The 17,890-nt window shown below is 54.8% G+C and carries 12 protein-coding genes and 1 pseudogene; 10 read left to right on the top strand and 3 right to left on the bottom strand.

Annotation, left to right across the window (positions count from 1 at the left end; all coding sequences use genetic code 11):
- Positions 1–28: 28 nt before the first annotated feature.
- A complete protein-coding gene (locus tag VPK24_RS08600) occupies positions 29–1,531 on the top strand; it encodes an MBOAT family O-acyltransferase (RefSeq protein WP_393012169.1) in 1,503 nt (500 codons plus the stop codon).
- A gap of 103 nt (positions 1,532–1,634) precedes the next feature.
- Here VPK24_RS08600 and VPK24_RS08595 read toward each other — a convergent pair whose 3' ends face one another.
- Together VPK24_RS08595 and VPK24_RS08590 are read right to left on the bottom strand one after the other, a co-directional pair.
- Positions 1,635–2,633 (bottom strand): heme o synthase, encoded by a 999-nt coding sequence (locus VPK24_RS08595; protein ID WP_393012167.1) that lies wholly within the window; start codon positions 2,631–2,633, stop codon positions 1,635–1,637.
- Between the two features lie 109 nt (positions 2,634–2,742).
- On the bottom strand, positions 2,743–3,708 hold the full coding sequence (locus VPK24_RS08590) for a COX15/CtaA family protein (RefSeq protein WP_393012165.1): 966 nt from the start codon (positions 3,706–3,708) through the stop codon (positions 2,743–2,745).
- 729 nt (positions 3,709–4,437) lie between these two features.
- Here VPK24_RS08590 and VPK24_RS08585 point away from each other — a divergent pair.
- From VPK24_RS08585 to VPK24_RS08565, 5 genes are all read left to right on the top strand, one after another.
- Positions 4,438–5,439 (top strand): cytochrome c oxidase subunit II, encoded by a 1,002-nt coding sequence (locus tag VPK24_RS08585; RefSeq protein WP_393012163.1) that lies wholly within the window; start codon positions 4,438–4,440, stop codon positions 5,437–5,439.
- A 94-nt stretch (positions 5,440–5,533) separates the two neighbouring features.
- Positions 5,534–7,210, top strand: a complete 1,677-nt coding sequence (ctaD, locus tag VPK24_RS08580; RefSeq protein ID WP_393012161.1) for a cytochrome c oxidase subunit I — start codon at positions 5,534–5,536, stop codon at positions 7,208–7,210.
- Positions 7,211–7,584: 374 nt separating this feature from the next.
- Positions 7,585–8,199: a cytochrome c oxidase subunit 3 gene (locus VPK24_RS08575; protein ID WP_393012159.1), complete on the top strand. Its 615-nt coding sequence runs from the start codon at positions 7,585–7,587 to the stop codon at positions 8,197–8,199.
- Positions 8,200–8,467: 268 nt separating this feature from the next.
- On the top strand, positions 8,468–10,240 hold the full coding sequence (locus VPK24_RS08570) for a cation:proton antiporter (RefSeq protein ID WP_393012157.1): 1,773 nt from the start codon (positions 8,468–8,470) through the stop codon (positions 10,238–10,240).
- A gap of 281 nt (positions 10,241–10,521) precedes the next feature.
- Positions 10,522–11,532 (top strand): NAD-dependent epimerase/dehydratase family protein, encoded by a 1,011-nt coding sequence (locus VPK24_RS08565; RefSeq protein WP_393012155.1) that lies wholly within the window; start codon positions 10,522–10,524, stop codon positions 11,530–11,532.
- A 194-nt stretch (positions 11,533–11,726) separates the two neighbouring features.
- On the opposite strand, the gene VPK24_RS08560 is transcribed toward VPK24_RS08565, so the two are convergent.
- Positions 11,727–11,978 carry a hypothetical protein gene (locus VPK24_RS08560; protein WP_393012153.1) on the bottom strand — a complete coding sequence of 84 codons (252 nt, stop codon included), beginning with the start codon at positions 11,976–11,978 and terminating at the stop codon, positions 11,727–11,729.
- Between the two features lie 329 nt (positions 11,979–12,307).
- On the opposite strand from VPK24_RS08560, the pseudogene VPK24_RS08555 reads away from it, so the two are divergent.
- The 4 genes and pseudogenes from VPK24_RS08555 to VPK24_RS08540 form a co-directional block, all read left to right on the top strand.
- Positions 12,308–13,594, top strand: a pseudogene (locus tag VPK24_RS08555) (cache domain-containing protein); the annotation flags it as partial.
- Positions 13,589–14,599, top strand: a complete 1,011-nt coding sequence (locus VPK24_RS08550) for a sensor histidine kinase (RefSeq protein WP_393012227.1) — start codon at positions 13,589–13,591, stop codon at positions 14,597–14,599. The pseudogene VPK24_RS08555 and the gene VPK24_RS08550, both read left to right, overlap by 6 nt.
- A gap of 262 nt (positions 14,600–14,861) precedes the next feature.
- Positions 14,862–16,232, top strand: a complete 1,371-nt coding sequence (locus tag VPK24_RS08545; RefSeq protein ID WP_393012151.1) for a DUF4912 domain-containing protein — start codon at positions 14,862–14,864, stop codon at positions 16,230–16,232.
- Between the two features lie 893 nt (positions 16,233–17,125).
- Positions 17,126–17,548: a hypothetical protein gene (locus tag VPK24_RS08540; protein WP_393012149.1), complete on the top strand. Its 423-nt coding sequence runs from the start codon at positions 17,126–17,128 to the stop codon at positions 17,546–17,548.
- Positions 17,549–17,890 lie beyond the last annotated feature (342 nt).

Here is a 17,890-nt window from a genome sequence, read left to right as displayed (position 1 = left end):
ATTCGGGGGAAGCAACGGGGGGCATTCCATGACATTTCTATCGCAAGTCTATGGTTGGCTGCTGATTTCAACGGTGGGCCTGTTTTGGCTGCTGCCCTGGCGATCGGGGCGATGGGGTTTGCTGTTGGTTGCCAGTCTGATTTTTTATGGTCTGCGGCAACCCCTCTACGTCCCTCTTTTGTTGGTGGGCGTGGCTCTGAACTACAGCTTGGGCTGGATGTTGCGGACCGATCGGCGATCAATTCGGCATTACGTGGGCGGGCCAAACCCGGAAGCCCGACAACGACAGCGCAAACGCCTGCTGTGGGTGGGAATTAGCCTCAATTTGCTGCTGTTGTTTGGGTTTAAATATGTGCCCTTTGCCCTCAACTCCCTGGGCTGGGCGTTCCAGAGTCCGCCCCTGTTGGATGCAGCCAATTGGGTCGATCGGATTGAAGCGCCCCTTGGCATCAGCTTTTTTTGCTTTGAATGTATTGCTTATCTTGTGGATGTCTATCGCGGTGCGCCTCCTGCCCGCGATTGGCTGAAATTTTGTACCTATAAACTCTTTTTCCCAAAGCTCATTTCCGGGCCGATCGTCCGCTATCACGGCTTGGCGAGCCAACTGGAAGAGTTGGATCACCCGCGTAATCCCCGGGCTGAACAAATCACTGAAGGTCTGTGGCTGATTGCTTGCGGTGCCATCAAAAAGGGACTGATTGCTGATTCCTTCGGCCTGTGGGTCCGCACAATCTTCAGCCCCGGAACCCTGGAGCGGGCGGGCAGCGGGGACTTGTGGTTGGCGATCGGGGCCTATGGTTTCCAGCTCTATTTGGACTTCAGCGGCTATGTGGACATCGCCCGAGGCAGCGCGATGTTGCTCGGGATTCAATTGCCCCAAAACTTTGATTTTCCCTACCTCAGCACCAGCATTGCGGACTTTTGGCGACGCTGGCACATCACCCTTGGCGACTGGCTCCGAAACTATCTCTACATTCCCCTGGGGGGTTCCCGCCAAGGTCTGGTTCGCACCTGCATCAACTTGATGATCGTGATGTTGTTGGGTGGCCTGTGGCATGGGGACAACTGGGGCTATGTGCTGTGGGGTGGGGCCCATGGGTTGGCTTTGGCGGTGCATCGGTTGGTGGATGCGGCTTCCCACCGTTTCAGTCCCTTGGCGGCCCTGTGGGCCCATCCGGCGGGGGTGGCTCTGGCTTGGGGCCTGACGCAACTGATGGTGTTTTTGAGCTGGGTGCTGATTCGGTTGCCGGACTGGAGCCAGTCGAGCTTGGTGTTTCAACACCTTTGGGGCCGATCGAGCGATGGGGCTTTTCTGGAAAAGGTTTATGACGAAGCGTTGGGGTTAGATCCTTGGCGGTTGGGCGCGGCCTTGGGGGCGATCGCGCTGCTGATGGTGGTGGCTTGGTTTGGTCAACGGGGCCTGCGGTTGCAGCTCACACAGCCGGTAAAAATCGCCCTCGTCCCCATCTGCCTTTATCTGGTCTGGATTTTGGGGCCCGAGGGCGTACCGTTTATTTACTTTGACTTTTAGACCTAACTTCTAGGCCTAACTTCGTAAATCTGACTGCTAGGCCTAACTTCTAGGTCTCGTTGGGCCTCGCTAGATCTTGCGAGACCCTTGAGGCCTTGGGTTACTAGGCCGCGATCGCCAGCCAGAGAGATTGCACTTGGTCAAACAAAGCCAGTTGCAGGCTGTGGGTGACCGGTAACCCAGCCAAAACGGCTCCGGCACAGAGCAGCATCAGGTAGCCGATCGAGTATTTGAACAGATCCCGTGCCACGGCGCGATCGCTCGGTAGAGCCAGCAGTTGCCAGGACTTTTGCACCAAAATGCCCCCCAAAATTAGGGCGATCGCCCCGTAGAGCCAGCCGGTTTCGCCCAAGGGCCAAGCCAGCGCCAAGGTTAAAGGAACCAGGGCGATCGAGTAACCCAGAATTTGCTTAGCCGTGGCCTCGTCGCCACTCACCACCGGCAGCATGGGCACACCTACGCTGGCGTAGTCATCCCGAATCATCAAAGCCAGCGCCCAGAAGTGCGGCGGAGTCCAGAGGAAAATAATCCAAAACAGTGCCCAGGCGGGCCAATCCAGCGTGCCCGTCACGGCGGCCCAACCCACCAGGGGCGGAATGGCCCCCGCCGCGCCGCCAATCACGATGTTGTGGGGACTGTGGCGCTTCAGCCAGTGGGTATAGACCACCACATAGCAACCAATTCCCGCCATCGCCAACAGAGCCGCCAGCAGATTGGCCATCCAGGTCAGCAGCCCAAAGGACGCAACACCCAGGACGATCGCGAATAGCAGGGCATCGCGGGGGCGAATTTGCCCGGAGGGAATTGGGCGCTTTTGGGTGCGCACCATAATCGAATCAATGTCGCGATCGTAAAAACAGTTGATCGCATTAGCGGAACCGGCAGCCAAGGCCCCACCGGCCAGGGTTGCCAAAAACAGCACCGGATCCACATCACCCCCGCCAGCTAGGGCCATGGCCGCTGCGGTGGAAATCAGCAGCAACACAATGATCCGGGGCTTGGTGAGCTGAATATAGCTCCGAATGATCGACCCGGCTCGCTGCCAGGGCGACGCAGCCGCTTCCTCGGTCATGTTCGACAGGTTTTGCACAATTTCTTGCATAGCAGCTATTCCGGAAACATCAACAACCAGCGAGTTCTTGGGAATTTTTGGGGAGTTCTTGGAAATTCTTGGGGAATTCTTGGGGAATTCTGGGCGAGTCCTGAGCTGTTTAGGCTGTCAGACCATCGGGCGACTCCCGCAACCGATCGCGCCCGGCCCAAACCGTGAAGGCCACCAGCGAAGCCAACAGGGCCGCCGCGATCGCCTCATGCAGCACCGTTAGCCCTGCCACCCGCAATTGAAAGTGATAGGTGCTGTAGCCAACGGCCAGTTGTGCCCCCAACAGCAGGGCGATCAGGCTTCGGAGGGAGCGGAGGCGCGGATTCAAAGCCGGGGTGCGCCAAGCCATGATCAGCAAAATCCCAATGGTTAAGACGGCGGGCACAATGCCCCAAAAGTGCATGTGGAGAACGCCACAGAGCTGATCGCCCTCCAGGCATTGGTGTACCGCCCAGCGCGATCCGACAATGCCACCGATCAGGCTTTGGACATCGATCGCGATCGCCGCCAGCAGGGCCCAACCCGCCAAGCCGGCCGCCGTGCCCGAAGCCTGTTGGGGAGTCAATCCCGCCGCGATCGCAACCAATAGGGCCAAAAATGCCAACGCCGTCCCCAAGTGTGCCGTCACCACGTCAAACCGCAGCAACTCCGTCACCGTCAGGGCCCCCAGCCCCGCTTGCAACACCACCAGGGCCAGGGCCGCCACCGTTGCCGGAACCACCCAACCGGGCAGTTCCCGCCGAAACCGGACTGCCGTGCCTGCCAAGCCCAGGGCCCCAAAGGCCACCACTGCTGCATCCAGTCGGTGGAACCATTCCAAAAACACCTGCCAATTCATCTGGGCCCAGGGAACCGCCTGGCCATAGCAGAGGGGCCAATCAGGACAGGCGAGACCCGCATTAGCCACGCGGGTGGCCGAGCCGATCGCCATCAGCAACCAGGCCGCCACCGCCAGCCGCTTGGCCAACCACCGCACTCGATCGCTTCCCAAAGATGAATTGACCTCGGCGATCGAGATCGAGGTCTTCACCGATTCGGAAGAATGCCCCGCCTGATGAAACACGGTTTCCGCCATAGGAATTCTTAAGAAAATCTTGAGTCTAAAAAGCAGCAATGAGGTGCATCGCCACCATAACTCAGTTCCGAAAATTGCGGAAATGTCATGCCAAAGATTGCAACACGTTGCAATGTACAACAATTAGCCGATCCGACTTAAAATTTGCTGCCAACTAACGGTAAGCTCATCAAGAACTGCCCATTTGATCACGATTTGACTCCAAGAAAGCGTTACATATCAAACGATTTTTGATTTGGTTTGTATTGTAAATAACAGCTTTTTCAGGACTTCCCCCTTCATCTTCCTAGGATAATTGCCAGTATAATTCTCAAATAATTCTTAAGTATTGATGCGTCCATGGGCGATCGCCCCAAGATTTCAAGATTTTTGACAATCAGTGAGTTCGCACAATCTAGAGCATGTTAATTGTTGATGACAAATCACGGCCAGAATGGCTGAAAATCACCATCGACAGGCCCAGGAAACCCGAAGATTTCCTAAAGGTTGTTAACGACAAAGAAAATCCTAAAGATATTTAAAAATATTGCCAAACCAAATCAGCTCCCTGGAAAAAACGTCTACCTTTGAAGGCAGTAACGCAGTGGCAAGCGCAATGGGCCACTGCCCTCGTTCATTTCCCCTTCGTTGGCCGCTGCCCTCGATTGGCCGTTGGCCCCCAACCGAGGAGCAGACCTGCCCCGATCGCCTGTTGCCCTTTGCCTTTGCAGTCTTGCGTGACGCACCACCATGAATGTTCCTAGTACGATCCTGACCCTGCTGATGGGCATTGGCTTGACGCTAATCAGCCTTTGGGTTGGGCAAAACTATCATTTCCTGCTGCCGGTGTCGGCTACGGACGTGTCGCCCGAGGTCGATCGCCTGTTTGGGGCCATGTTGACCATTGCCACGGGCCTTTTTCTGCTGGTGCAAGGATGCTTGATTTATGCGATCCTGCGCTTTCGGCGCAAGCCCGGCGATGACACCGACGGCCCGCCCATCCGGGGCAACATTCCCCTAGAGATCCTTTGGACTGCGATCCCCGCCGTGATCTGTTTGGGGATCTCGGTCTTTAGCTTTGATGTGTATAACTCCATGGGAGGCTTGGATCCGATGGCCAGTGGAGCCGGCATGGGCATGGCCCACCACCACAGCCGCCACACCGCGATCGCCGCCACGTTGGATGGGGCCCCGGCCATGACTGGCACGGAAGTGGCCCTGGGGCTGGGGGCTGCTCCCGGCTCCCAAGGCCAAGCCCCCGACTTGCAAGTCAATGTACAGGGGCTGCAATACGCCTGGATCTTTAACTACCCTGACTTGAACGTGATGGCGGGGGAACTGCATGTGCCCGTGGGTCAGGATGTGCAGCTCAACATTTCCGCCATGGATGTGTTGCACGCCTTCTGGATTCCGCAGTTTCGGATTAAGCAGGATGCGATCCCCGGTCGCCCCACACAATTACGCTTCCGGGCAACCCAGCCAGGCCGCTACCCGATCGTTTGCGCCGAGCTTTGCGGTTCCTTCCACGGGGCAATGCGCACCGAAGTGCTGGTGCAAACACCGGAAGAGTATGAAGCCTGGGTGGCGAGCGTGATGCCCGAGGCGGAAACCACGGAAACGGGCCAAGGATCAGCAGTGACCCTGGCGCAAAATCCTCAAAATTTGACGGATTCGGAATATTTACAGGTTTACAGCGATCGACTGGGGATCGAGACCCGTTCGATCGCCCAATTGGCCCCCGCTGCGCTGTAACCAGCGGTCACCCTTGGCCTCAGCATCCGGGCTGGGCTGAATTGACATCCAACTTTTCGGTTTTTGTTGTTTCTTGTTGTCTCTTGTCGTTGCTATGGCTCCAGCAGAACTCAGAACGCCCGGCGCGATCGAACCCGATCCCGAACCCTGGCAACGGTTTTTTAGCTTCAGCGTCGATCACAAAGTCATCGGCATTCAATACCTCGTCACCAGCTTTTTCTTCTTCCTGATTGGTGGAGCCTTGGCCACCGCCGTGCGCGTGGAGTTGGCCACTCCGGAAGTGGATTTCGTAAGCCGCGAACTCTACAACCAACTCTTCACCATCCATGCAACGGTGATGATTTTTTTGTGGATTGTGCCGGCCGGAGCAGGCTTTGGCAACTATCTCATTCCCCTGATGATTGGGGCCAAGGATATGGCCTTTCCTCGGCTCAACGCGATCGCCTTTTGGATGATTCCGCCAGCCGGGCTGCTGCTGATTGCTAGCTTTTTTGTGCCCACCGGAGCCGCCGCCGCCGGCTGGACTTCCTATCCTCCCCTCAGCCTGGTCAGTGGCCAATGGGGTGAACTAATTTGGATCCTCAGCATTTTGCTGTTGGGAACCTCCTCCATTTTGGGTGGGATCAACTTTGCAGCCACCATCCTCAAAATGCGCATCCCCGGCATGACTTTAAATGACATGCCGCTGTTTTGTTGGGCCATGTTGGCCGCTTCCATTTTGATTTTGATGTCCACCCCGGTGCTGGCTGGCGCATTGGTGCTGTTGTCCTTCGATTTGATGGCGGGAACGGCCTTTTTTAACCCCACTGGGGGCGGCGACCCGATCGTCTATCAGCACATGTTTTGGTTCTATTCCCACCCGGCGGTTTACATCATGATCCTGCCGCTGTTTGGAGCCATTTCCGAAATTTTGCCCGTCCATGCTCGCAAACCCATTTTTGGCTACAAGGCGATCGCCTATTCCAGCATTGCCATCAGTTTGTTGGGCTTGATTGTTTGGGCACACCACATGTTCACCAGTGGCACACCGGCATGGTTGCGGATGTTTTTCATGATTGCCACCATGATCATCGCCGTGCCCACCGGAATCAAAGTGTTTGGTTGGGTGGCCACCATTTGGGGTGGCAAATTGCGCCTGAATTCCGCCATGCTGTTTGCGATCGGGTTTGTGTCGATGTTTGTGGTGGGTGGTCTCAGCGGTGTAATGATTGCCTCCGTGCCCTTTGACATCCACGTTCACGACACCTATTTCATCGTTGCCCACCTGCACTACGTGTTGTTTGGCGGCAGTGTGTTTGGTCTCTATGCGGCGCTTTACCACTGGTTCCCCAAAATGACCGGGCGAATGTTAAATGAACCCTGGGGAAAAGTACATTTTGTTTTGACCCTGGTGGGTTTCAATCTTTGCTTTTTGCCCATGCATTACTTGGGCTTGATGGGAATGCCCCGGCGGGTGGCGGAATATGATCCGCAATTTTCAACGGTGAATGCAATTTGCAGCATCGGTTCCTATATTTTGGCTGTGTCTACCATTCCGTTCCTGGTGAATGCGATTTATTCCTGGGTGGCTGGCGAAAAGGCTTCGGCTAATCCTTGGAATGCTTTGACATTGGAGTGGACGGTTTCTTCGCCGCCGCCTGAGCACAATTTTGTGGGTCAGCCGGTTTTGAAAACGGGCCCCTATGATTACGGGGTGACAAAACGGGGTGAAAGCCGCAAGCCAATTTCGCAACTGAAGGCTTCTGATATTTTGAGTGGTTCAACACGCTAGGAATTCGGATCCTCATAGCGCGGCAGCCGTAATTCATGGGGTCAATGCGCTGCGGAGTCAGTCGTGATGACAAGGGGCTTAAGCCCCTTGCTGCTTAACGATCAAGTCACAGCAACAGGTCATTGAATTAACCGATGAATTAACCGATGAATTAACCAATCAAAATCAGCTTGCCGTGCTACCAGGGTGATGAGGCAGTTGTCGTGATCATGCAATTACATGCAGAACCTGTTCAGTTAGGGATCCTTTAGGGATCCTTGGCCAAGCATGATTACTCTCCGGCACTACCGATTTTGGAAGTTTCAACCCTAGAAATCTGCACAAACTGGATTTCAAAATAGCCGTTCCATTGTCCTTCTTTCTTTTGGGTTTCTATGCAAGGTTCCGCAGTCGATTCTCAACAGCCGATCGCCCTCGAAAGCACTAGTCATGGCAGCGAGGAACATCATCCCGATTTGCGGCTGTTTGGCATTGCTCTGTTTTTGGTGGCGGAGGCGATGATCTTTTTGGGCCTATTTGCGGCCTATCTAACCTTTCGATCGGTTGCGCCCAGTTGGCCCCCAGAAGGCACACCGAAGCTGGAGCTATTGTTGCCAGGAATTAACACCCTAATTCTGATTTCCAGTAGCTTCGTGATCCACAAGGGTGATGATGCCATTCGGGCCAATGATGTGAAGGGAATGCGCCTATGGTTTGGGATCACAGCCGCCATGGGGGCCATCTTTTTAGTGGGGCAGCTCTATGAATATTTCCACTTGGAATTTAGCCTGACCACCAATCTATTTGCGAGCACTTTTTATGTGCTAACGGGTTTTCATGGACTGCACGTTTGCTTTGGGCTGTTCTTGATTTTGGCGGTGCTGTGGCGATCGCGTCGTGAAGGTCATTACAGCAACCAAAGTAAGTTTGGGATCGAAGCAGCCGAACTCTACTGGCACTTTGTGGATGTGGTGTGGATTGTGTTGTTTGCGCTGTTGTATTTGCTGTAGCTGTGTTTGCTGTAGCTGTACTGACCGCAAGAACGTAGGGGCGATCGGGTGAACATTGGTTAAAACATTAGTTAACCTTTGCCCCCAAACCCATCCCAAACTAGCGACCCAAATGAGGGCGATCGGGAGGAAATTCCTGATCGCTCTCTGTGCTGAATGGGCGATCACTGAAGCACTTCACCGTTTCGTTAAGGAATCTTACATTTTTCGTAAATTCCGTTAATGTAAGAGCAGTACCTTACGCAATTAGCCCGGGATCGCGCTCAGGATGGCTATTGAACACGGCATTGTTCTTGACTTTGCAACCGTCCTTGGAACCTCCGCTATTGGCGGATATATCGCCAATAAGCTCCGACAGCCGGTTATTTTGGGCTATTTGGTGACGGGTCTCATTATTGGTCCCTTCGGCTTGCAATTACTCAGCGATGCAGCCCAAACTGAAGCCCTCGCGGAAATTGGGGTGGCGTTTCTGCTGTTTGCGTTGGGGATGGAATTTTCTCTCTCAGAATTGGGGCGCGTTCGCAAAATTGCGATCGAGGGCAGCCTGCTGCAACTGGGCTTAACCACCGCGATCGTGGCGGCGGCCACCACGCTCACCGGCTGGGCGAAGGATTTGCCAGAGGGGGTGTTTTTGGGGGTGGTGTTGGCCCTGTCGTCAACGGCGGTGGTGCTAAAAACCTTGAGCGATCGGGGCGAAACCAACACCCCCCATGGTCAAGTGATGCTGGCGATTCTGATTGCCCAGGACATCGCCTTGGGACTCATGTTGGCGGTGCTGCCCGCCTTGACCCAACCGGAAGACTTGGGGCAGGCGTTGGCGATCGCCTTGCTGAAGGCCTCGGCTTTTTTGGGGGCGGCCATCCTGGCGGGTAAGTGGGTTGTGCCGCGCTTGATGAGTGCAGTGGCAGCCACGGAAAGTAATGAAATTTTCTTGCTGACCACGATCGCCTGGTGTTTGGGTGTGGCTTTCGTGACGGCGGAACTGGGGCTGTCGATCGAAATGGGAGCCTTTGTGGCGGGTGTGACGATTGCCGAACTCGACCAGGCCGATCAAGCCCTCTCGAAAATTTTGCCGTTGCGGGACACCTTCGCTAGCCTCTTTTTTGCCTCGATCGGGATGTTAATTGATCCCCACCTTTTGATCGAAGAAATTTTTCCCATTTTGGGACTGGTGGTGTTAGTAATGATCGGCAAAGCGGCGATCGTCACTCCAGTGGTTTTGCGATTTGGCTATTCCTTTAAAACAGCAGTTTTTGCCGGATTTGGCATTAACCAAATTGGAGAATTTTCCTTCATTTTGGCTGCCCAAGGCTTGGCCATGGGCTTAATTGATAAAAAGCTGTATTTGCTATTACTAGGAACCACCGCGATCGCTCTGATGCTGACTCCGTTGTCTCTGGCCACTGCGCCTTGGATTGTGAAAGTGGCGGGGCGTTGGTCTTGGGTTAACAAATATTTTTCGAGCCTAGGGGAGCCAAAATTAACCTCCATGCCGGACGAGCTGGCGGGGCAAGTGGTGGTGGCAGGCTATGGACGAATTGGTCAAACCATTGTCAAAGTTTTGCGCGATCAAGGCTATCCAGTTTTGGTGATTGACAACAGCGAAGCCGTCATTAACAAGCTCCGAGAAGCCAAAATTCCTTACCTATTTGGGGATGCGGATTCGGAGTTGGTGTTAGAAAAAGCCAGGATCGATCGCGCCAAGGCCCTGGCAATTGCGTTACCCGATCCTGCCAGTACCCGCTTGGTGTTACAACATGCCCTGAAGATTGCCCCGGATTTGGATGCGATCGCCCGGGCCCGCGATGGTGCGGAAATTGAGCGGTTGACCAATTTGGGAGCCAAGGAAGTGGTGCAACCGGAGTTTGAAGCGGCTTTGGAACTGACTTCTCATCTGCTGCTCACCTTGGGTGAAGACAGCGATGATGTGCGCCAACTGACGGGGACAATTCGCCAAGACTGCTACGGCATCAATCCGCCCCCCCAAACCTTAGCCATTGAGCCGCAGGTCGAACCGGAACCCCAGGAAATGGCGGCCTAGAAGACTGTTGAGATCTAAAACACCGTTGAGGACTAGGGCGTGTCGTCAAATCGCCTGAAACCCTGATTCCACCGTTGTCAGATCGTGGGGGACAAGATGCTCAAGCCCCTTGTTACGACGATTGGGGCATGGAAAATCAACCGTTGTTGTCTGATCTCAGGAAATGACGACAGGCCCTAAGGCCCAGCGATCGCCCGGGAGCAACCGGCTCGATCGACCCGAGAGCTGTTGATGACCCTCCACGGGCGACGCAGGCCGTTGGTCTAGTACAATCAACGGCTATGCGAATTTTGATCTTGGGCGGAACAACCTTTCTGGGGCGGCATCTGGTAGATGCGGCCGTGGCTCGCGGCCATGAGGTCACCATCCTGACGCGGGGGCGGCGCAACCCGGAACCCTTCCCAGCAGTGGAGCGGCTGGTGGGCGATCGGCTAACGGATGACCTGGCCGCCCTGAGCGATCGCACCTGGGACAGCGCGATCGACACCAGCGCAATCGTGCCCCGAGCCGCTCGCTACACGGCCGCCCGACTCCAGAATGCTGTGGGTCACTACGTTTACCTATCCAGCATCTCCGTTTACGAAGATTTTGGGTTGCCGGGGATCACGGAAAACGATCCCCTGCGATCGCCCCTCTTGGATGACCAAGCCTCGATCGAAACCGGTGATGACTACGGATCCCTGAAAGCCGGTTGCGAGCGACTGTTGACCGAGACCTTTGGCGATCGGTTGCTAATTGCTCGCCCCAGCTTGATCGTGGGGCCCTATGATCCCACCGATCGCTTCACTTACTGGGTGCGCCGCCTGGCCCAAGGGGGTGACGTGTTAGCCCCATCGCCACCGGAACAGTGGGTGCAATTGATCGATGCCCGTGATTTGGCTGCTTGGCTAATCAAAACCTGCGAAACCCAGCGATCGGGGGTTTACAACGTTGGCACTGCCGAAAAATCCCTCACCCTAGACAAAGTGTTGGATGAATGCGCCCGGGTCACCCGCAGCGATGCGCTGATCGATTGGGTGCATGAGGACTTTTTGCTAGAGGCGGGGGTTGCGCCCTGGACAGAGCTGCCCCTTTGGATCCCCAGCAAGGAAGCTCCCATGCGCGGCTTCACCAGCATGGATACTCGCCGGGCGACGGCGGCTGGTCTGAAATGTCGCCCCCTGGCGGGCACGGTGCGCGATCTGTGGTCTTGGGATCGATCGCGCCAAGCGGATTTAAAAGCAGGTCTTGCACCGGAGCGGGAGCAGCAGCTTTTGGCACAGTGGCGCGTGAACCAAGCTCGCTGGTTGTAGCGGTGTGGATGGGCGGCTGAGTACAATCGGCAGCCAAGGAGCCAGGTACTCGGCCGATTTTGCTGCCAAATCATGAAATTTCGCGATCAAATTTTGCGGTGAAATTTGCGGTGAAATTTCGCAATCAAATTTCGCAATCAAATTTCGCAATGCAGTTTTACCGCCCCAACGTTGGCCGGGCTAGGTTTTGGTGTCTACCTGTTGATGGCGCTGCCTGTTGATGGCCCTTGGTTGGCGATCGGTTCTTGACCCTTGACCCGATCGCCCCCCGTAATTTGCCCCCCGTAATTTGCCCCCCGTAATTTGCCCCCCGTAATTTGCCCCCCGTAATTTGCCCCCCGTAATTTGCCCCCCGTAATTTGCCTATCGTGATTTGCCCACCGTAATTTGCCCACCGCGATTCGCTCACTGTGATCTGGATCGCCTTGGGGATCTGGATCAGTCACGCGGGGGCTAGAAAGCAGTCACCCAAAGACCTTGAGCCGATCGCCCCCGCAAAACCAAGGAATCACGACCAGAGGGGAGGGCGATCGCTGAATAGATCAGTAATTCTGGCAATCATAGCGAAGAGAATTCACCCATCTGTCTGATCTCCATTGATCGGGCGCGTGAGTTCAACTCCCCGCACGGCCCACGGGGCAGCGGGGTCTAGCGCCACGCCTCCGATCGCTTGTTGATTGCTTGGTGTTAGGCGTTTCAAGCAATTGCAAAATTGCCCCTTGATCCAACCGCTGTCGCCGGGGAAGCATCGCCGTCTAGACCCAACTCTGAGCCAATGATTGCGAAAGTCCCCACAACCCCCAATTCCATGGAGTCTCATCCTCGCCCTCCCGATGTTTCTGCCCGGGCCAAGCGGCGATCGCTAGCTTGGGTGTTAACGTTTCCGTTTGTTAGCCTTTCCTGTGCGGCGGTGGTGGTGGCCGGGGCCCTGTCCTTGTGGGCGGGGGAGCGATCGGTCCAAGAACTGTCCGATCGTCTGCACCTGCAACTCCGGGAACGAATTCGCGGTGGCCTAGCCCAATACTTTGAGCAGCCCAAGCGTGCCACCCGTCTGTTTCTGATGGCCCTCAACTCGGGGTTGGTATCCCCCCAGGATTTGCAACAAGTGGGGCAATATAGCTGGCAATTGCGCCAGGCCTTCGATGCCAGCTACATCAACTTCGGCTTAGCCACAGGGGAGTTTGCAGGCTCCGGTGTGGGGCGTGATGGGCTGATTGTGGGAGAGCGATCGGCCGCCTTGGGTTGGCGCTATGAGGAATATCGGGCCGATCGGCTGGGTCGTCGCCAGCAACGGCTGGGGGTGTATTCCTATGACCACCGCAAGGAACCCTGGTATCAGGCGGCCATTCGGCGCAATCGTCCCAGTTGGAGCGCCATTTACGCTTGGGATAGCACCCCAGAGTTTGTGTCAATTAACTACGCCGTTCCCTTTCGCGATCGCAATGGCCAACCGATCGGGGCGATCGGGGTTGACCTGTTGTTGGCCCGCATCAGCGCCATGCTCAAAGAGTTGAACGTTCACCCAGAATTAACCATCACCATTTTGGAGCGGAACGGCAACTTGGTTGCCAGCAGCAACGAGCAACCCCTATTCGTGCTCAAAACGTCCGAACAGGGATCAACCCTAGAGCGCATCACTGCCCGCACCAGTAACGATCTGCGATTGGTCGCCGCTTTCGATCATTTGAATCAAAAAGGCGGCTTGGGGGCCGTGGTTAGTCCCCTGTCAGAAACCTTCCAGGTCGATCACCAAGCCTATCTCCTCTGGACTTCCCCTTGGCGGGATTCCGATGGCCTCGATTGGGTGATTGTGGCCACCGTGCCTCGATCGGCCTTCATGGGGCAAATTGAGGCAAATCGCCGTGTCACAACCCTGCTCTGCGGTTTGGTGATCGTCCTGGCTGTGTTTCTGGGCCTGGTGATGGCGCGTCGTTTGGGGCGGCCCGTGCGGTCTCTGGCCAGAGCGGCTGGCCAGTTGGCGGCCGGTCAGCTTGATCATCGAACAGAAACCTTTGATATTCGCGAATTGGATGAGCTGGCCCAGGCCTTTAACCGCATGGCAGACCACCTTCGTAATTCTCTGATTGCTCTGGAATCCGCCAATCAAACCCTAGAAAGTCGAGTGGCCACAAGGACGGCCGATTTAGCCCAGGCCCTTGAGGATCTCAAAAGTGCCCAAGCCCAATTAATTCAAACTGAAAAAATGTCCAGCTTGGGGCAAATGGTGGCGGGCATTGCCCACGAAATCAATAATCCCGTTGCGTTTATCCATGGCAACTTGGGGGTGTTGCGGCAATACATTGAAGAACTCACGGATTGTTTAACCCTGTTGGGACTCACGCAATCTGGGGCAGGATCAGGGGCGATCGACCCGGCAGCCAATGCCACCATCGACACCGAGGAATTAACCTTTGTGCTGGATGACTTGCCGAACCTGATCCAATCCATGGAAGAAGGCACTCGGCGGATTCAGGAAATCGTGCAGGGCCTGCGTAATTTCTCACGTTTAGATCAGGTGGATCTCAAACCCGTGAGTTTGCACGATGGCCTCGACAGCACATTGCTGATGTTGTCCCATCGCCTAAAGCGGTATAGCGATCGCCCAGAAATTCGCATCGTTAAGCAATATGGCGATCTGCAACCTGTTTGGTGCTATCCCGGGCAGCTCAACCAGGTATTCATCAATCTCCTCAGCAACGCGATCGAGGCCCTCGATCAGGCCTGGCAGCAGCAGATAGCTCAACAAAGTTCAGGAGAAACTGCCCGGTGGACACCCACCATCACCCTGCAAACGGTGACCCTGAAAACCGACCAGGGCCCCCAAGCGGAATTGGTCATTCAAGACAATGGCATCGGCGTTTCCGAAGCCATTCGCCATCGGTTATTTGACCCCTTCTTCACCACCAAGCCGGTGGGCAAGGGAACTGGCCTAGGGTTAGCGATCGCCTATCAAATCGTGGTCGATCGCCACGGAGGCCAAATCAACTGTGAATCGGCGCTGGGGAAGGGAACCACATTCCGGCTGCGGTTACCGGTGGGGCAGCCAGCCGCTGACCCGATCGCGTAGAGACCCGTCTTTATTCAGACAAGTCAAGAAAACCTGACATTTGCTGAAGTCGGCTTTGCTCATCCGGATCAAAATGTCATGAGTCAATAACATTCGCTGCGATCGCTCTCGACGGGTGGGGATCGAGTTCAGTAGGATAACGGCCATCAAGAGCTGAGATTGGGATCGCCCATCCCAAACCGTGCCCAAGGCACCATTGCTGCTATTGACGTGCGATCGCCCTTTGATGGCCTGCCCTATACGCTGAGGAGCTTTCGAGTTGATGAGCGCGCCCAAAGAACGTCCACCCCTAGAGGAAATGACACTGCGCCAACTGCGCCGTGTTGCCAGCGAGTTAGGTATCTCGCGCTATAGCCGAATGCGGAAAGATCAGCTTTTGGCCTCCATCCAAACCAAATCGGCTGGCCTGCCTGCATCCAGCCCTACATCCCCCACCGCACCGCCAGCCATCGCCCAAGTTATTCCCGTTCGTACCATTGAGGCCCAAGAAGCTGTGGAAGCTGCAAAATTCGACCTCGGACAACCGAACAACCTCGCCGATCTCTCCGAAGAGCTGATTTTGGATCCGGAAACTCTCTCCGGTGTTGATGAAGGACTGCCCGATTTGCCCGGTGGCTATGGCGAAAGTCGCATTCTTCTGTTGCCTCGCGATCCCCAATGGGCCTACACCTACTGGGACATTCCCAACGAGCACAAGGCTGAGTTGCGGGCCCAAGGGGGTCTTCAGCTTGCGTTACGGGTTTATGACGTGACCGATTTGGACTTGAGCGTCCAACGGGCCCACACGGTTCAAGAGTTCCCCTGCGATGAATTGGCTCGGGAATGGTACTTGCCCATTCCGATCAGCGATCGGGACTACGCGATCGAAATTGGTTACCGCTGCGGCGACGGCCGGTGGCTCGTGTTGGCGCGATCGGCCCCGGTTCGGATTCCGCCCGTGTATCCCTCCGACTGGATCGAAGACGTATTTGTAACCGTTGATTGGGAACAGGATCTGCGCGGCACCACCGTGGCCACCCTGATTCCTCCCGCCCAAAAAGCCGCCCAAGCCGCCGAAAACGCCATTTACCAACAGGTGTTTGGAATGGCCGCCGGAGTCGAAGCCATGCGTGTGGCCGGTTCCCTCTTTGGTTCCATGCAGCATGTGCCCGGTTCCGTTCCCGCAGGCTCAATCCAGCACCTGGGCGAGCAAGCCATCAGCTCCTACGTCTTCCCCTCGGGCGTGGGCATGTGGGCTGGTGCAGTGGGTGCGCCGGGTCTGCCGGGGGCGCTGTCGGCCTCGGGGATGGGCATGTCCGGTGTGGGCATGATGATGTCTGGGATTGGGTTTGGGGCTTCGATGCCGCCCATCCGCCCGCGTCAATTCTGGCTGGTGGCCGATGCGGAACTGATTGTTTACGGAGCCACGGAACCCGATGCCACGGTGACGATCGGCGGACAACCGATCAAACTGAATCCCGATGGGACATTCCGCTTCCAGATGTCCTTCCAAGACGGCATGATCGATTACCCGATCATGGCGGTGGCGGCCGATGGCGAACAGACGCGATCGATTCACATGAAGTTCGAGCGCCAAACGCCCGCCCGCAACACCAACAGCAAGGAAGAAGCCAAATTAGAGTGGCTGTCTTAAGGGCAAGCTAATCTTGTGCCAATCTCATGTCCGTTTTGAGCTGGTTTGCATTCTTTGATTCAACCAGTTTCTAAACAGTTGTTACTTGGTGCTGGAGTTCTTGCTCGCGTCCATTAACTCGTTCTAGTTCCTCGGATCGCCCATGACCTCGTTACAGGTCTGGGCGATTTCTGATGTTTGCCAAATTAGTTGTTCACAAAAATTTGAAAATCCATAAAGAATCTACAGAAAATCCCTACGTGATTCATACAAAGTCATTCATTAATCGTCACTGATCAATGGTCGCGACTCAAAAGTCATGACTCAAAACACGATTAGAAACATGATTAGAAACAAATCAAGGCAAACGGAAACAAGGCAATTGTTAACTGTGATGCAAAAGCAGGAAAAGCGTAATGATTTTTTATCGTATTTTCACATCGTTATTTGATAATTTGTCATCCTTTTGAGTCTAATTAGGTCTGATATTGAAGATTTTTGACAAAACCGGTGTTTCAACGGAAAGCCCTAAAATCAATTCGTATTCTGGAAGTATATTGATGGGCAGAGCGAAGGGGTATCGCTAGCGGGTTGGGCAATCACCCTCATCACTCACTGCCCGATCGGGTGCATTTTTAAACTGGACTAAAAATTTTGTCCCAACACTAGGAGACCATTGGCCTGCTCTCCGATGGGTCAACCTCAACTGGATCAACCTCAACAAACGCGATCGGCCTGACGGCCATTACTCAATCGTCAGAGCATAAACAGCCAAATAACCCCGACTTCAATCGCTGAGTGAAGTTGGTGTTGGATTGAAAAGTTTGCCAAGACCAGTGATGCGGCTTCAGGGTGAATGCTGAGACTATGGAGCGATCGCCTCAGGGAAAGTTTTAGTTGGGAGGATTGGGGCGATGCAAGGATGGGTGGAAATGTATCAACAAATTGCACAGGTTTTGGGGGCGATCAGGGGGCGATCGGGGCGTTGTCCCGGATTGGTCATTGATAGCCAAATGGTGCGCGATCGCCTGAGTTCCGTAAACACAATGCTGATTGATCTATTGCAGTCCTTAATTTTGGCCGCGAGCTTGGGTTTTCTGATTCCCGTGGCGGGTTTGGGAATTTTGCTGCTAGCGATCGGGGTTTGGGTTTACGTGCCAGTTTTGAATATGATTGCGGCCACGACATTGCAGCACATCATTTTATTTTTAACTGTTTTTGGTAATGGCTCCCCCATTCAAGGCACGTTGGTCATTGGGTTGGCCTGTAGCTTTGTTTGCGTTTTATTTGATGCGTTTGTGTTTTATCAATATCGCAACCTGCGCCGAGAAGGCTAGGATTTAGGGGCAAGTTTCTCCTAGTTATTTTCTCTGGTGATTTCCCCTAGCAACATCTCCTAGCCATTTTCCCAAACTTAATCCTATGGTTGCCAGATCCTAGGGATAGAGCATCATTGCTTGATATGTTTGTGGCAAGAGCTACTAGCATGACAGGCTTAACACATTGGGCTTAATACATTGGGCTTAATACATTGGGCTTAATACATTGGGCTTAAGAGCTAATTTATAAAGAGAAGCTAAAGCCGACTTGGCAGCTCTAAATCCGGTTTTAGGCTAGACCTACCCGAAGCATCACCCAGCTCATGAGTCGTCTCCCGGTCATTGCCAATCCTACCCGCA

This window comes from Limnothrix redekei LRLZ20PSL1 (assembly GCF_043235035.1).
Classification (GTDB): domain Bacteria; phylum Cyanobacteriota; class Cyanobacteriia; order CACIAM-69d; family CACIAM-69d; genus CACIAM-69d.
This window is presented reverse-complemented; position numbering and strand designations above follow the sequence as displayed.

Bases quoted from the DNA above. Each gene is read 5' to 3' on its own strand.
- VPK24_RS08575 (WP_393012159.1), top strand. From the start codon at position 7,585: ATGCAAGGTTCCGCAGTCGATTCTCAACAGCCGATCGCCCTCGAAAGC.
- VPK24_RS08565 (WP_393012155.1), top strand. From the start codon at position 10,522: ATGCGAATTTTGATCTTGGGCGGAACAACCTTTCTGGGGCGGCATCTG.
- ctaD (WP_393012161.1), top strand. From the start codon at position 5,534: ATGGCTCCAGCAGAACTCAGAACGCCCGGCGCGATCGAACCCGATCCC.
- VPK24_RS08600 (WP_393012169.1), top strand. From the start codon at position 29: ATGACATTTCTATCGCAAGTCTATGGTTGGCTGCTGATTTCAACGGTG.
- VPK24_RS08570 (WP_393012157.1), top strand. From the start codon at position 8,468: ATGGCTATTGAACACGGCATTGTTCTTGACTTTGCAACCGTCCTTGGA.
- VPK24_RS08550 (WP_393012227.1), top strand. From the start codon at position 13,589: ATGGCAGACCACCTTCGTAATTCTCTGATTGCTCTGGAATCCGCCAAT.
- VPK24_RS08595 (WP_393012167.1), bottom strand. From the start codon at position 2,633: ATGCAAGAAATTGTGCAAAACCTGTCGAACATGACCGAGGAAGCGGCT.
- VPK24_RS08590 (WP_393012165.1), bottom strand. From the start codon at position 3,708: ATGGCGGAAACCGTGTTTCATCAGGCGGGGCATTCTTCCGAATCGGTG.
- VPK24_RS08545 (WP_393012151.1), top strand. From the start codon at position 14,862: ATGAGCGCGCCCAAAGAACGTCCACCCCTAGAGGAAATGACACTGCGC.
- VPK24_RS08585 (WP_393012163.1), top strand. From the start codon at position 4,438: ATGAATGTTCCTAGTACGATCCTGACCCTGCTGATGGGCATTGGCTTG.
- VPK24_RS08540 (WP_393012149.1), top strand. From the start codon at position 17,126: ATGCAAGGATGGGTGGAAATGTATCAACAAATTGCACAGGTTTTGGGG.